General features: G+C 50.2%; 14 protein-coding genes. 3 read left to right on the top strand and 11 right to left on the bottom strand.

Going from position 1 to position 13,048, the window contains the following annotated elements:
- Nucleotides 1-6: 6 nt before the first annotated feature.
- Nucleotides 7-948: a hypothetical protein gene (locus EFA69_RS18090; RefSeq protein WP_123134465.1), complete on the bottom strand. Its 942-nt coding sequence runs from the start codon at nt 946-948 to the stop codon at nt 7-9.
- A gap of 104 nt (nt 949-1,052) precedes the next feature.
- Here EFA69_RS18090 and EFA69_RS18085 point away from each other — a divergent pair, with 104 nt between their 5' ends.
- Nucleotides 1,053-1,670 (top strand): methyltransferase domain-containing protein, encoded by a 618-nt coding sequence (locus EFA69_RS18085; protein WP_123134464.1) that lies wholly within the window; start codon nt 1,053-1,055, stop codon nt 1,668-1,670.
- 161 nt (nt 1,671-1,831) lie between these two features.
- Nucleotides 1,832-2,644 carry a 3-deoxy-8-phosphooctulonate synthase gene (gene kdsA / locus EFA69_RS18080; protein ID WP_123134463.1) on the top strand — a complete coding sequence of 271 codons (813 nt, stop codon included), beginning with the start codon at nt 1,832-1,834 and terminating at the stop codon, nt 2,642-2,644.
- Between the two features lie 75 nt (nt 2,645-2,719).
- On the opposite strand, the gene EFA69_RS18075 is transcribed toward kdsA, so the two are convergent.
- On the bottom strand, nt 2,720-3,490 hold the full coding sequence (locus EFA69_RS18075) for an O-methyltransferase (RefSeq protein ID WP_123134906.1): 771 nt from the start codon (nt 3,488-3,490) through the stop codon (nt 2,720-2,722).
- Nucleotides 3,491-3,519: 29 nt separating this feature from the next.
- Nucleotides 3,520-3,906: a Co2+/Mg2+ efflux protein ApaG gene (apaG, locus tag EFA69_RS18070; protein ID WP_123134462.1), complete on the bottom strand. Its 387-nt coding sequence runs from the start codon at nt 3,904-3,906 to the stop codon at nt 3,520-3,522.
- 106 nt (nt 3,907-4,012) lie between these two features.
- Here apaG and ung point away from each other — a divergent pair, with 106 nt between their 5' ends.
- Complete coding sequence (gene ung / locus EFA69_RS18065) at nt 4,013-4,675, top strand: uracil-DNA glycosylase (RefSeq protein ID WP_123134461.1); 663 nt, start codon at nt 4,013-4,015, stop codon at nt 4,673-4,675.
- 81 nt (nt 4,676-4,756) lie between these two features.
- Here ung and EFA69_RS18060 read toward each other — a convergent pair whose 3' ends face one another.
- From EFA69_RS18060 to yidC, 8 genes are all read right to left on the bottom strand, one after another.
- Nucleotides 4,757-5,557, bottom strand: a complete 801-nt coding sequence (locus EFA69_RS18060) for a polysaccharide deacetylase family protein (protein ID WP_123134460.1) — start codon at nt 5,555-5,557, stop codon at nt 4,757-4,759.
- 141 nt (nt 5,558-5,698) lie between these two features.
- A complete protein-coding gene (lepB, locus tag EFA69_RS18055; RefSeq protein WP_123134459.1) occupies nt 5,699-6,805 on the bottom strand; it encodes a signal peptidase I in 1,107 nt (368 codons plus the stop codon).
- A gap of 10 nt (nt 6,806-6,815) precedes the next feature.
- Nucleotides 6,816-7,532, bottom strand: a complete 717-nt coding sequence (gene dapB / locus EFA69_RS18050; protein ID WP_123134458.1) for a 4-hydroxy-tetrahydrodipicolinate reductase — start codon at nt 7,530-7,532, stop codon at nt 6,816-6,818.
- Between the two features lie 4 nt (nt 7,533-7,536).
- Nucleotides 7,537-8,214 (bottom strand): DUF5683 domain-containing protein, encoded by a 678-nt coding sequence (locus tag EFA69_RS18045; RefSeq protein ID WP_123134457.1) that lies wholly within the window; start codon nt 8,212-8,214, stop codon nt 7,537-7,539.
- Nucleotides 8,207-9,133 (bottom strand): ParB/RepB/Spo0J family partition protein, encoded by a 927-nt coding sequence (locus tag EFA69_RS18040; protein WP_123134456.1) that lies wholly within the window; start codon nt 9,131-9,133, stop codon nt 8,207-8,209. Before EFA69_RS18040 ends, EFA69_RS18045 begins: the two co-directional genes overlap by 8 nt.
- A gap of 24 nt (nt 9,134-9,157) precedes the next feature.
- Nucleotides 9,158-9,937, bottom strand: coding sequence for a ParA family protein (locus EFA69_RS18035; RefSeq protein WP_123134455.1), 780 nt, complete (start codon nt 9,935-9,937; stop codon nt 9,158-9,160).
- An 8-nt stretch (nt 9,938-9,945) separates the two neighbouring features.
- Complete coding sequence (locus EFA69_RS18030; protein WP_123134454.1) at nt 9,946-10,626, bottom strand: metal-dependent hydrolase; 681 nt, start codon at nt 10,624-10,626, stop codon at nt 9,946-9,948.
- Between the two features lie 585 nt (nt 10,627-11,211).
- Nucleotides 11,212-13,029, bottom strand: coding sequence for a membrane protein insertase YidC (gene yidC / locus EFA69_RS18025; protein ID WP_123134453.1), 1,818 nt, complete (start codon nt 13,027-13,029; stop codon nt 11,212-11,214).
- Between the last annotated feature and the right edge of the window lie 19 nt (nt 13,030-13,048).

The following is a 13,048-nucleotide window of genomic DNA, read 5'->3' as shown; positions in this document are numbered from 1 at the left end:
AGTAACTTATTTGAGGGTAAAGGAGGTGCTGCCAATCAGGAAGCCTCCGGCATAGATTTCAATGGTATGCTTGCCGGTTTTGTAAGGCGAGCCTTTGGAGTAGATGAAAGAAACCTGCTGCTGGGAGTTGTCAAAGACAATATCACGCTTGGCGGTGTAAAACTGCTCTTTGCCTTCAAACTCAAAGGTGCCGGAGCCGGTGGCAAGGTTGTACAGGGCAGAACCGTCTGGTTCAATGAGGCGCATCAGGATCTCTTTGTTCTCTTTGGGCGCCACTTCGTTTTTGCCCAGCCTGAAGGAGAGCTTGATTTTATCTACCCGCTTGGCTTTGTATTCTTCGTTGCTGTCTTCTTTTTCTTTGCCGTTGTCATTGATGATGGTCACGGCAATGTTCTGGGCTTCCAGTTTAGAGGCCAGATTCACTTTCTCAGCCAGTTCTTTGTTGTTGCTGGAAAGGGTGGTGATGGAATCGGCTAGTTTGTTCTGGGTAGTCTTGAGGCCGGTTACTTCAGTGAACAACTCTTCGTTGTCGCCCTGAAGCTTGGTCATTTCCTCGTCTTTCTTCTGAAGCGCCAGCTCCAGGTTTTGGGCCCGCTGCTGGAAGCGGCGCTGGTCGGCTACGGTGAAGGAACTGTTCCGGAAAGCTCTCAGCTGGGCCAGATCGGCGTTGATGGCGGCAATTCTGGTTTCCAGGGAGTCATTGGTGAGACCCAGCGCGCCCAGTTCGGCTTTCTGACGTTCGTAATCGGCTTTGAGGGTTTCGTACACTTTGATCTGGTTTTCCAGTTCGGTGCTCTTCACCTTGATTATTTCTTTCTGCTCATCGGTCTCCTGCGTTTTCTGCTGTTGCATGTAAATCAGGATCCCGTTGATGCTGAGCAGCACAATGATAAGGCCTACTACCAATAATTTTCGGTTGCTGTCCTTTTCTGGTGTTTCGTTAGACATAGCGAATAAGGGGTGTTTAAGGGTTTTGGGCAATACCTATTCTTACAAAAATACGTTTCTCACTATCCTTTGCAAATAACAGGTTAAAATACTTATTTCAGCCCATGCGTGAAAATACTAGCTTAGACAAGGAATACTGGGAGCAGCGGTACCGCCAGAACCAAACGCAATGGGACGCAGGCCAGATTACGCCGCCTCTGAAAGCGTACGTAGATCAGCTCACCCAAAAGTCTATCAGAATTCTGGTACCGGGCGGCGGGAACGGCCATGAGGCCGAATACCTGCACCAGAACGGCTTCTCCAACGTCTACCTGCTAGACTTCGCGGCTGAACCGCTGCGGCAATTCCAGGAAAGGGTGCCCAGCTTCCCGGCCCAACACTTGCTGCACCAGGACTTCTTTGAGCTAACGGAACAACCCTTTGATCTGGTATTGGAGCAGACGTTCTTTTGCGCTTTGCCCAGAGAGGTGCGACCCAGCTACGCCCGGCAGATGTTCCAGCTCTTGAAACCCGGCGGTAAATTGGTGGGGGTGCTTTTCTCAGAAGAGTTTGAGCAGGAGGGGCCGCCCTTCGGGGGAAGTCCTTTTGAGTACCAGGCTTATTTTGAGCCGTATTTTCAGTTCCGCACGTTTGAGCCCTGCACCAATTCGCACCCGCGTAGGCAGGGGAGGGAGCTGTTTATGGTGCTGGAGCGGCGGGAGCGGCCGCAGTTTATCGCGTAGTTTTCCGTACTTTTGGCCCAACGGCTGGCACTGGTTGGCGTTTAGCGGCTCTTTTTCCAGAATAAGGGCTAAAACGTGGCCGGCACTTTGTCCTGCAGCAGCCGTAAAATTGTTTAACATTGTGTCTGGCGCTTTAAACCCCAGACGTAACCTATATTCGTATGCTTATCACAATCCCGAAATTACAACATACTGCCTCCGGTAATTTTTTCCTGATGGCTGGTCCCTGCGCCATTGAAGGCGAAGACATGGCCATGGGCATTGCCGAAGAACTGGTCCGGATCTCTGACCGTCTCCAGATTCCGTTGATCTTCAAAGGTTCTTACCGCAAAGCCAACCGCTCCAGAAAAGATTCCTTCACCGGCATCGGCGATGAGAAAGCCCTGAAAATCTTGGCGAAAGTGAGCGAGACGTTTGGGGTACCCACCGTCACCGACATCCATGAGGCGCACGAGGCTGCCATGGCCGCCGAGTACGTGGATGTTCTTCAGATCCCTGCGTTCCTTTGCCGCCAGACTGATCTTTTGATTGCCGCTGCCCAGACCGGGAAAGTAGTGAACATCAAGAAAGGCCAGTTCCTGTCTGGTGAGTCTATGAAGTTTGCCGTGGAGAAAATCAAAGAATCCGGCAACGATAACGTGATCCTGACGGACCGCGGCAATTCCTTCGGGTACTCAGACCTGGTGGTAGATTTCAGGAACATCACCATCATGCGCGAAAACCAGGTACCGGTGGTCATGGACGTGACGCACTCGCTGCAGCAGCCTAACCAGTCTTCTGGGGTGACCGGCGGGCGTCCGGCGCTTATTGAAACCATTGCCAAAGCGGCCATCGCCGTAGGAGCAGACGGGCTGTTCATTGAAACGCATCCAGATCCCAAATCAGCGAGATCAGACGGAGCCAACATGCTGCCTTTGGCGCAACTGGAAGGCCTCATGCGTAGACTGATCAGAATCAGAGAAGCTATCGCCTAGGTTATACTAAGAAGCGTTTAGGGGCTATTTTTGGAAAAACAGCCCCTAAACGCTTTTACTTTTTACTGTCAGAAATTAAAAACGCAGCGTGAAATGCTGCTTGGGCTGGTTTGTCCGGAAAAAGACGAGACCCATATAGAACAGATCAACGGTGAGTAGTACCTGGGGGTGCTGCTTTATTTTTTTCCAGGCCCGGGTCATCTCGCCAGACCAGTAGATGTCATCAAAGATAAAAACGCTGCCTTCATGGGCTTTGGTAAGGCACTGCTCAAAGTATTTTAGAGTGGGCTCATAACGGTGATTTCCGTCAAAGAACACGAAGTCCACTTTTTCCAGCGCCGCCAGTGTTTGGGCAAGCGTCTGGTCCAGGTTTCCTTCCACCAGTTGCACGTTCTCCAATCCCAGTTTTTTCAGGTTCTTCCGGGCCTGTGCCGCAATGGCCGGGCAGCCTTCAAAGGTATAGAGTTTAGCTGTTTTCCGGGCCAGGCCCAGGTAGCCGGTGGTTAATCCTAAAGAAGTGCCCAGCTCCAGTATTGTAGCCGGTTTGAAGTGGTTGGCCAACCTGAACAGCAACTGTCCCAAGCGGGCGGGTTTGGCGGCGGTTTGGGCAATGTCAGAAATTTTCCGCTTGCGGGTGGCTCCCGCCAGGGAACCGGCGCCAAAATCGGTCACGTCCAGAACGGTGTGGTCCTGGAAAAGATCGTCCCGCAGGGATTCCACGGCATCATAGGCGGCAAAATGGCCGCTGTGGTGAATGATGTGGCAATAGAGGTTGAAGACAAAAGGGGAATGCAGACCATGCGCATTCCCTGAACGCCACCAGAAGGAGGCGTACCTGTAGATCATGGCGGCGTGCTGCAAAGCCAGAAGCGGGATTAGTTTAACTTGTACGGGATGATGAGTGTGAACTCCGGGATAGACACGTGAAACTGGCGGCCGTCTACCAGGCGCTCCATCAGGAACGTGCCGGTCATCTTGCCAATGCTGGTTTTTAAGTTGCAGCCAGAAACATACTGGTGGCTCTCGCCGGGTTCCAGAACCGGTTGTTGCCCTACTACGCCTTCGCCCTCCACTTCTCGCACCTCGTTGTTGGAATCATAGATATGCCAGTGGCGGCGTAATAACTTTACCGTAAATTCGCTGTTGTTCTGAATGGTGATCTTGTAAGCGAAGACAAAGTGTTGCTGCGCGGGACTGGAATAGTCAGGGAGGTAATTGGTCGTGACGTTGACGGTTACTCCTTGGGTTGTTTTCGTATCCATGCGTACCTTGTTTAGGTATAATAGGAACAGGTTTTACGGCTTTTTAGTTTTGCCAACCTGATTCTCAAGTAAAAATAAGCTAAAAACCCATAAAACTACCTCTTCTATGCAGGTAAAAATTGAAAGCAGCTGGCAGCAGGTTCTCCAGGACGAGTTTGAGAAGCCGTATTTCCAGAACCTGATCCGGTTTGTGAAGGACGAATACGCTACCACTGAGGTGTTTCCGCCGGGCCGCCAGATTTTCCATGCCTTTGATGAATGCCCCTTTGACAAAGTGCGCGTAGTCATTCTGGGGCAGGACCCGTACCACGGCCAAGGGCAGGCCAATGGCTTGGCTTTCTCCGTCGCCGAAGGCATGAGAACCCCGCCTTCTTTACTTAACATATTTAAAGAAATAGAGGCAGATTTGGGAAAACCGATACCCAGATCAGGAAATCTGGAAAGATGGGCGGAGCAGGGGGTGCTGCTGCTGAACGCTACCCTCACGGTGCGGGCGCACCAGGCGGGCTCCCACCAGAAAAAAGGCTGGGAAGAGTTCACAGATGCCGTCATCCAAAAGGTGTCTGACCTGAAAGAGCACGTGGTGTTCCTGCTGTGGGGAGCCTATGCCCAGAAGAAAGGCCTCATCATTGACGAGAAAAAACACTTAGTACTCAAAGCCGCCCACCCTTCGCCGTTTGCCGCCGACAAAGGTTTCTTTGGGACCCGGCATTTCAGTAAGGCCAACGCATACCTGCGGCAGCACCAGTTGCCGGAGATTGAGTGGTAATATAAAATCCCGTTTAGGGGCTCTTTTTCGAAAAACAGCCCCTAAACGGGAAAGCTGTTACTGGCTTTATGACTTTATTGGCTATTTCAACGCTTGAGGTAAAGATACAAACTGGTAGCCTCTGGCCTTGAGCTGGAAGATGAGTTGATCTAAGTGAAGATAGAATTTATCTGTTCTGGCAGGATCTGTGCCCAGGTGTAGCAGAAGCAGGAAGCCGTTCAGGCCCTTGGGGTCTTTCTGTTCGTAAGTCAAAATTGAATTAGAGATGACCTCACTGCTTCGGTACTGTTTTCCCAGGCTAGGGTAGGTATAATCGGCGTGGGAGAGGGTGCCGGGGGTGTGGTTGATCAAGGTAAAACCCAACTCGCTTGTCCAGTCAGCGATCTCTTGGTTGTACCATTCATAGGGCGGCAAAAAGTAGGGAGCCGCTTTCCGCTTGATTCTATGTTTTTCCATCTCCGCGTAATTGGCCAGCAGATCTTCTGTGAATCGCTCCTTGGTCACCAGCGTAGAATCACGTTTCCCCCAATCGGTGTACAGGAGGTGCTTGTCTGAGTGCGCCCCCAGATAATGACCGTCTTTTTTGAGGCCTCTAATTACGGCGGCAAACGTAGGATTCCGGTAGAAGTCGCCGGTCAGGAAAAATGCAGCTTTGATTTTGTGCTTCTGCAACGTTTGCCTGATCACCGGATAACCATCGGCAAATTCATGTCCGGTGAACAGCAAGGTGATCTTCTTCTCTTGGGAGTCGGCCCTGATGATGGCTCCCTGGTAGCTTGTTGCTTTTTTGGGAGTGTCCTGCTTCGGCTTCGGCAGTCCATCGGCTGCCTGTGATTGGAAAATGCGGACGGAAAAGATCAGAAAAAGTAGGAGCGGGCGCATGGGAGAAGAGTTTTACGTCTCAAGATAGATTTTCTTCTGCTTTCCTGAAAACCATAAAAAAGTGCAGACCAACTGATTCAGCCGACCTGCACTTTTCTGATTTTGCCCTTCTTTTGGAAAAAGAGCCGCTAAACGCAAATTTTACTCTATGCCTTTGAAGATTCTGCTCCAGCGGATTTTATTGAACAGGCTCTCGGTTGGGTCAGCGGACATCCAAATCAAAACCGCCTTGCCTACTACGTGGTCTTCCGGCACAAAGCCCCAATAGCGAGAATCCTCTGAGTTGTGGCGGTTATCGCCCATCATCCAGTAGTAGTCCTGCTTGAAGGTGTATTTCTTGATTTCCTGGCCGTTAATCAGAATTTTATTGTCAGAAATCGCCACTTGTTTAGGATCAAAGCCTTCATATTTCCTGATCACCATTTCGTACAGCGGAATGGTCATAGGGTTGATGTCTACGGTCATGCCCTCTTTAGGGATGATGAAAGGCCCGAAGTTGTCTTTGTTGTACGGATAGATGGACGGCTTGAACGGAAACACATCTGCCCGCACGGAGCCCACGCTGTCTTTGTAGAGGATGACTTCTTTGATGAAGTCAAAGCCTTTCAGTTTCTCGGCGGTAGCCGGGGTAGTATTGATTACGTAGCCTATGCCCCCGTACGCTGGTTGCAGGTCTGTGATGTCATGCTCTTTAAAGAACTTGTCGTTGATGGGGGTGGTGGTGAGCAGGCCGTAGGCATACTGCACTCTTTCCGGCTCCGGCACCAGTTTGTCATTGATGTACACCTGCATGTCTCGCATCTCAATTTTATCGCCGGCAATACCAATGCAGCGTTTGATGTAATTCATGCGCAGGTCGGTAGGATGGGCTTCATCGGCGGGCCAGTTGAACACCACCACGTCGTTGTTTTTCACGGTGGTGAAGCCCGGCAAACGGTAAGAGTTCAGCTGAATGGCCTTTGAGTAAGAGGGTATATTGGTGCCCCAGATGGTCTGGTGCGTAAGCGGCACCTGCAAAGGCGTAATGGGAGTGCGCGGACCGTAATGCAGCTTGCTTACAAAAAGATAATCGCCTACCAGCAAAGACTTCTCCATTGACGGAGTAGGAATGGTATAGGCCTCAAAAGTAGCCCATCTAATCAAGGTGGCTGCCACTACCGCAAATAGAATGGCGTCTCCCCATTCCCTGAAAAAGCCTTTCTTCTGTTTAGGCTTGGTGTCTTTCTTAGTCCAAAAACGGATGCTCATGCAAACAGGTTTAGAGTTGAAGCAGATCAGTCATGCCAAAGATTCCTTGACGGCCCGGCAGCCATTCGGCGGCCAGTACTGCGCCAGAGGCAAATCCTTCTCTGCTATGTGCAATGTGGTGAAGTTCAAAGGTATCATTTTCTGAAGTGTATTGCACAATGTGTGTTCCTACAACTTCACCTTCACGCTCAGAAACTACGCTCAGCAGTTCCGGTTCCTGGCTTATATCATTGATCCATCCGTGTTTCTGGGGGTAATGCTTCAGAATTCCATCGGCAATGGAAAGAGCGGTGCCGCTGGGCTGGTCCAGTTTGTGTACGTGGTGAATCTCTTTCACCTGTACCGCATACTCTGGGTACTGCTGCATTTTAGCCGCCACATACTCATTGAAGTGGAAAAACAGGTTCACCCCCACACTGAAGTTGGAAGTATAGAAAAGAGAACCTTGGTGCTCCTGGCATTTCTCTTTGATGAGGGGCAGGTGCTGCAGCCAACCGGTAGTACCACATACTACCGGAATTTTTTTCTCAAAGCAGGTGATCATGTTCCCTACCGCCGCATCTGGGCTCGTAAATTCTATGGCCACGTCAACCTGGTCTGCGGTGTAGGAGGAAAGACGGTCTGCATCATTTACCGTGAGGGCAGCCACTATCTCATGCCCTTTGGCCAAGGCCAGACGTTCAATGGTCTGCCCCATTTTTCCGTAACCAATCAGTAAAATGCGCATTTTGTTATTTAAGTTTGAATTGAAGAGAAAAACCTGCTGCGTAAGACCGTGTTCCCGCCATTGGCTGCAAGCTAGGCTGTAATTTAAAGGAAAGATCCTCGCTTACATCAAATGCTTTCAGATGGGCATCTACGTGGGCTTCCATCACATTAAGTCCCCACGCCAATATCCCTAAGATAATATCCAGATCGCGGTATTTTCTAAAGAAGTCTCTGGACCGCCGCAAATTGATGGTACCTTGGTCATTGGGTTGCCCCACAGAATAATAACCTTCTTCTACATAAGCGTCAACTGTCTTAGGGTCACCATCGGTCCGTAGTTTGATGGCCTCCACAAAACCCTGGTATTTGCGGTTGTTGTCATAAATAAAGTACCCTATGACAGCCCCGGTGGCATACACCAACGGAATCTTCCAGTAGCTACGGTTATATGCCTGCCCCAGCCCCGGTACAATGGCCGAGTAAAAAGCTGCCTGCGCCGGTTTTTTCCACCAGCCAATAGCTTCCTTCACATTTCTGGGAGGAGGAAGTTTGGCCGTGTCTGTGGTAATGGTTGTGGTGGGAACGCGCACAGAGTCTGGGGTAGCCGTAATGACTTGTGCCTTTGCGCCGGGAGTGAGTCCCAGGGCAAAGGCACCTAATAGAAATGCCACTACTAGCAGCGAGCTCTTGCTTTTAAGCATAGTTTAAGATTTCCAGAATCCGGTTCAGCTCATCTACAGATACAAATGGGATTTTGATTTCCCCTTTGCCTTCGGCAGAGGCTTTCACGTGAATGCGGGTGCCAAAGTAAGAAGATAACCGTGACTCTACCCGTTTCACTTCATTCTCAAACGGATGCAAATCCAATTTGGTCTGCGGATCTGGTTTTTTGTTCTGAAGGTTGATGTTACGTACTAGTTCCTCCACCTTGCGTACAGACAACTCTTCATTCACAATCTTGCGATACACCTCCAGCTGCTTCTCCACGTCATCAATGTTGATCACGGCGCGGGCGTGGCCCATGGAGATAAGGTTGTCCCGGATCCCGATCTGGATGTCTGGCGGCAATTTGAGCAAGCGGAGGTAGTTGGTCACGGTGGTGCGTTTCTTGCCCACCCGCTCGCCAAGTTCTTCCTGCTTCAGGTTACACTCAGAGAGCAAGCGCTGGTAGCTTAATGCAATTTCAATAGCGTTGAGGTTTTCCCGCTGGATGTTCTCAATCAAGGCCATTTCCAGCATCTGCTGGTCATCGGCTTTGCGGATGTAGGCGGGAATGGTCTCCAGTCCGGCTAATTTGGCGGCCTGAAAACGGCGTTCACCAGATATAAGCTGGTACGCTTCTGCATTTAACTGACGAACCGTTATAGGCTGAATAATGCCCTGTATACGGATAGACTCGGCCAATTCTTCCAGAGCCACTTGGTCAAAGTGGGTACGCGGCTGGAAAGGGTTGGTCTCAATCTGGGTTAAGCTAATATCTGCGATGGTATTGGCAGCGTTTGTGGTGGATGAAGTGGTTTCTGGGGTAGCTGGGGCTTTGCGGTCATAACTACCCGCAATAAGGGCATTAAGGCCTCTTCCAAGGCCACCGGATTTTTTCTTGGCTGAATTATCAGACATGTAGATATTTTATACTAAAGGGTACTATTGGGCAACCGCCACACCATTCTTCTCTACAATCTCACGGGCAAGGTTCAGGTAGCTGATGGCTCCCTTGCTTTCTGCGTCATGGAGAATGGCTGGCACGCCAAAGCTGGGTGATTCACTCAACTTCACGTTTCTTGGGATGATGGTATCAAAAACCATCTGCTGAAAGTGCATTTTCACTTCCTCCACCACCTGGTTAGACAGGCGCAGACGCACGTCATACATGGTCAGCAGCAGCCCCTCAATCTCCAGATCTGGGTTCAGGCGCGACTGAATGATTTTGATGGTGTTCAGGAGCTTGCCCAAGCCTTCCAAGGCGAAGTACTCGCACTGCACCGGAATGATCACGGAGTCCGCCGCTGTGAGGGAGTTCACCGTGATAAGGCCCAGGGAAGGGGAGCAGTCTATGATGATGAAATCATACTTCTCCTTGAGGGGCTCCATCACCTGCTTCATTTTGTCCTCGCGGTTGGGCAGGTTGATCATCTCCACTTCAGCCCCCACCAGGTCAATGTGAGACGGGATGAGGTCCAGGAAATTGATGGAAGAGGCCAGGATAATGTCATCTACCTTGGCCTGGTCTACCATACACTCATAGATGCTGTTCTCAATGTCCTTCGGGTCAAACCCGATGCCTGAGGTGGCGTTGGCCTGCGGATCAGCATCTACCAGCAGGGTTCTATATTCTAAAGCGGCTAAGCTTGCTGCCAGGTTAATGGCCGAGGTGGTTTTCCCTACCCCGCCTTTTTGGTTGGCAACGGCAATTATTTTTCCCATTCTACAGGTTACAGTTCTAGTGTTTGACCAATCTCCATCAAAATCAACTCCTTCTGCTGGCGCCGGGCTAGCTCCAGTGCTTCCACATGATCAATCTCTATGTACGGGAAGGTGTCATAGTGCATGCCTATGATCTTCTTCACATTTACGTAATTGGCGGCTACCAGGGCATCTTCCACGTCCATGGTGAAATTGTCGCCAATAGGCATCAAGGCGAAATCAAGGTGATAACGCTCGCCTATCAGTTTCATGTCCATGTGCAGGGCGGTGTCTCCGGCATAGTAGAAGCTCTTCTCAGCACTCTCCACCACAAAGCCTGCAGCGCTACCGGCATAGGTTCCGTCGGGCAGGGAACTGGAGTGAATGGCGTTCACCATCTTCACCGTCCCGAAGGGCAGATGCACTTTGCCGCCGGTGTTCATAGGATGAACGTTCTCAATCCCCTTTTTCTGATACCAGCTTACAATTTCAAACGTAGCCACCAGGGTAGCGCCGGTCTTCTTGAGCAGGTACTCCGCATCTGCCACGTGGTCTGTGTGCCCGTGGGAAAGCAGAATGTAGTCGCACTCAATGGTATCAATGTCAATCTCTGAGGCTAACGCATTGGGGGTGATGAAAGGGTCAAAGAGCACCTTGGTACCCCCCATGTCAAAATGAAAGCAAGATTGTCCGTAATAAGTGATTTTCATGTCTGTCTTTTGCCAATGTAGTTAGTTTTACTACGGGGTAAAGCATACGTTTCTACAAAGATAAGTTAAAATAGAGAGACTTCTACCTGTAACTTATTAACACTTTAGGGTTATTTATCCCCATTTTTGATCTGTTCCACACCTAGAAGGCTGGTTGAGCTTTAAAGACCTATCCGCTTGATCATGATTAGTTTAGACTAAAATTGATAGCTGATGATGCAGACCGATCAGCCGGAAGCAACGCAACCAGGTAGATATCCTGAAGCCGACACAATGCCAATGCTAAAGATGGAAGATTAGGTCTGCTTCAGTAGGTTTACCGCCGGTTTCATACAGCAGTTACCGTTTAGAGGCTCTTTTTCGAAAAAGAGCCTCTAAACGCAATTAAGGCGACAGGAAGATAGTAAAAGGGGGGTATAGTGACCGGGGTATGAGTGCTAATTAATAGGAAATTGTTTAAAATATTAGGTTAGTTAGGTGTGGTTAATATATTGAATACTAATTGATTATATTCTGCATTACTTGGTTTGTAAACAAAAAAGGTCCGGCTTTTGCCGGACCTTTTCAGTGTAAGCGAAGGTACAATTATTTGGTGCCTTTCTTGCGCTTTGCTTCTTGCTCGGCTGCGGCTTTCATGGCTTCCTGTAAGCGCTTCTGGAAGCCGCCCTTGGGCTCTTTGCCTTTGTTTTTCTCCTGATACTCTTCCAGGTTCTTGCGGATGGTGGCATCGTCTACAAAGCGTCTGATCAAGGCTTGCTGCCCGAAGGTGACAATGTTAGACACGAAGTAGTAGAAGCTGAGACCCGCCGGGAAACTGTTCAGCACGAACATGAAGATTACCGGCATGAGGTACGAGTAGAACTTCATGGGGCCCTGCACCGTGCTCACCTGGTTGTTAGACCACGTGTACAAGATGGTAGAGGCGGTCATGAGCAGCGTGAACATACTCACGTGGTTTCCATAGAAAGGAATCGTAAACGGCAGCATGGCGAACACATCATAGGTGCTTAGGTCATGCGCCCATAAGAATGGCTCCTGGCGTAGTTCAATGGAATTAGGGAAGAAGTTGAACATGGCAAACAGGATAGGGATCTGCAGCAACATGGGAATACAACCGCTCATAGGGTTCACACCCATTTTAGAGTACATGGCCATCGTCTCGGCCTGCGTCTTCTGCATGTCGCCCTCGTGCTTCTCCTTGATGGCGTCAATCTCCGGTTTCAGGACTTTCATCTTGGCCATAGAGATGTAAGACTTGTACGTGAGCGGACTCAGGATCAATTTGATGTAGAGCACCAGCAGGATGATGATAATGCCGTAAGACGGAATGAAATCCTCCAAGAAGTCAAACGCTGGAATGATGAGGAGTTTGTTCACGTACGCGAAGATTCCCCAGCCTAACTCCAAGTTATCGTCAAAGCCTTCGGTTACATTCTTCAGGACATCATAGTCATTGGGGCCGAAGAAGTAGGTGAAGTTGGCCTTGCCGGTCAAGGCATCGGCCACCGGAATCGTCAGTTTGGACTTCAGCGTTTTCACCTGCGTGGTATCCTCCGCGTTGAAGGAGCTGCTCACCTCGGCGTTCGCAAAGCTGTTTTGGGCAATGATGGCCGCCGTGAAGAAGTTCTGCTTATTGGCTACCCATTTAACGGGCTCCTCAATCTTCTCTGTCTCCGCGTCAGTGGAGCTGGCGGAGATCTTGTCAAAACTGCCGTCTGCGGTGTAGTAGTTAACTGTAGAGTGGTTCCTGTTCTGCTTGATGTCCTTCTCCAGACGCTTGAGTTCGTCGGTCCAGCTAAGGAGAACCGGTTGCTGTGCCACCACATTCTCCATGCCTCTGAAGTTCAACTGGTAGCCTACCTCATAAGAATCATCTTTCAGGATGTACACCTGCTCAATGACCTGCCCCGGGGCCACCTGCGCCGTGAAAGTGATGGACTTGGCTGGTTTTTCATTCACCGTCAGGTTTTTAACAGCCGCCGGCTGGAAAAACAAGTCAGACAAACGAATACTGTGACCTGATTTGGTCTGAAAGCTGAATTCCTGCTGGCTGCTCTTGGTGTCAAACAGAATGAGCGGCTTTTGGTCCCAGGTTTTGTAGTTCTTCAGTTCTACCTCTTCAACGCGGCCGCCCTTGCTGCCAAGAGACACGCGCAGCACCTGGTTTTCCAGAACGGTAGTCTGGTTCTGGCCTGTGGCCAGTGCCCCAAACTCCCCTAATTGAGCAGCGCGCTGGGCAGTGGCCAGAGAATCATCGGCCGGAGGGGTGCTGCTTGCCGCAGCGGTAGTTGTCTTCTTGGTTTGCGGAGCCGGCTTTTGCTCAGGCCCTTTCATAAAGAAAATACTGTACACCAGTATAATCGCGGCAATCAGGCCCATGCCTATTGCGGAATTTCTATCCATACGAGCTACTAAGGGTTAT

The sequence above is a fragment of the Rufibacter immobilis genome, assembly GCF_003721565.1.
In the GTDB taxonomy this organism is placed as follows: domain Bacteria; phylum Bacteroidota; class Bacteroidia; order Cytophagales; family Hymenobacteraceae; genus Nibribacter; species Nibribacter immobilis.
Note: the sequence above shows the minus strand (reverse complement) of the source record. Positions and strands in the feature narration are given on the sequence as shown.

Coding starts and splice junctions, on each gene's coding strand:
- dapB (WP_123134458.1), bottom strand. CDS start 7,532: ATGCGCATTTTACTGATTGGTTACGGAAAAATGGGGCAGACCATTGAA.
- EFA69_RS18030 (WP_123134454.1), bottom strand. CDS start 10,626: ATGAAAATCACTTATTACGGACAATCTTGCTTTCATTTTGACATGGGG.
- EFA69_RS18060 (WP_123134460.1), bottom strand. CDS start 5,557: ATGCGCCCGCTCCTACTTTTTCTGATCTTTTCCGTCCGCATTTTCCAA.
- EFA69_RS18035 (WP_123134455.1), bottom strand. CDS start 9,937: ATGGGAAAAATAATTGCCGTTGCCAACCAAAAAGGCGGGGTAGGGAAA.
- EFA69_RS18085 (WP_123134464.1), top strand. CDS start 1,053: ATGCGTGAAAATACTAGCTTAGACAAGGAATACTGGGAGCAGCGGTAC.
- EFA69_RS18090 (WP_123134465.1), bottom strand. CDS start 948: ATGTCTAACGAAACACCAGAAAAGGACAGCAACCGAAAATTATTGGTA.
- EFA69_RS18045 (WP_123134457.1), bottom strand. CDS start 8,214: ATGCTTAAAAGCAAGAGCTCGCTGCTAGTAGTGGCATTTCTATTAGGT.
- apaG (WP_123134462.1), bottom strand. CDS start 3,906: ATGGATACGAAAACAACCCAAGGAGTAACCGTCAACGTCACGACCAAT.
- yidC (WP_123134453.1), bottom strand. CDS start 13,029: ATGGATAGAAATTCCGCAATAGGCATGGGCCTGATTGCCGCGATTATA.
- EFA69_RS18040 (WP_123134456.1), bottom strand. CDS start 9,133: ATGTCTGATAATTCAGCCAAGAAAAAATCCGGTGGCCTTGGAAGAGGC.
- ung (WP_123134461.1), top strand. CDS start 4,013: ATGCAGGTAAAAATTGAAAGCAGCTGGCAGCAGGTTCTCCAGGACGAG.
- EFA69_RS18075 (WP_123134906.1), bottom strand. CDS start 3,490: ATGATCTACAGGTACGCCTCCTTCTGGTGGCGTTCAGGGAATGCGCAT.
- kdsA (WP_123134463.1), top strand. CDS start 1,832: ATGCTTATCACAATCCCGAAATTACAACATACTGCCTCCGGTAATTTT.
- lepB (WP_123134459.1), bottom strand. CDS start 6,805: ATGAGCATCCGTTTTTGGACTAAGAAAGACACCAAGCCTAAACAGAAG.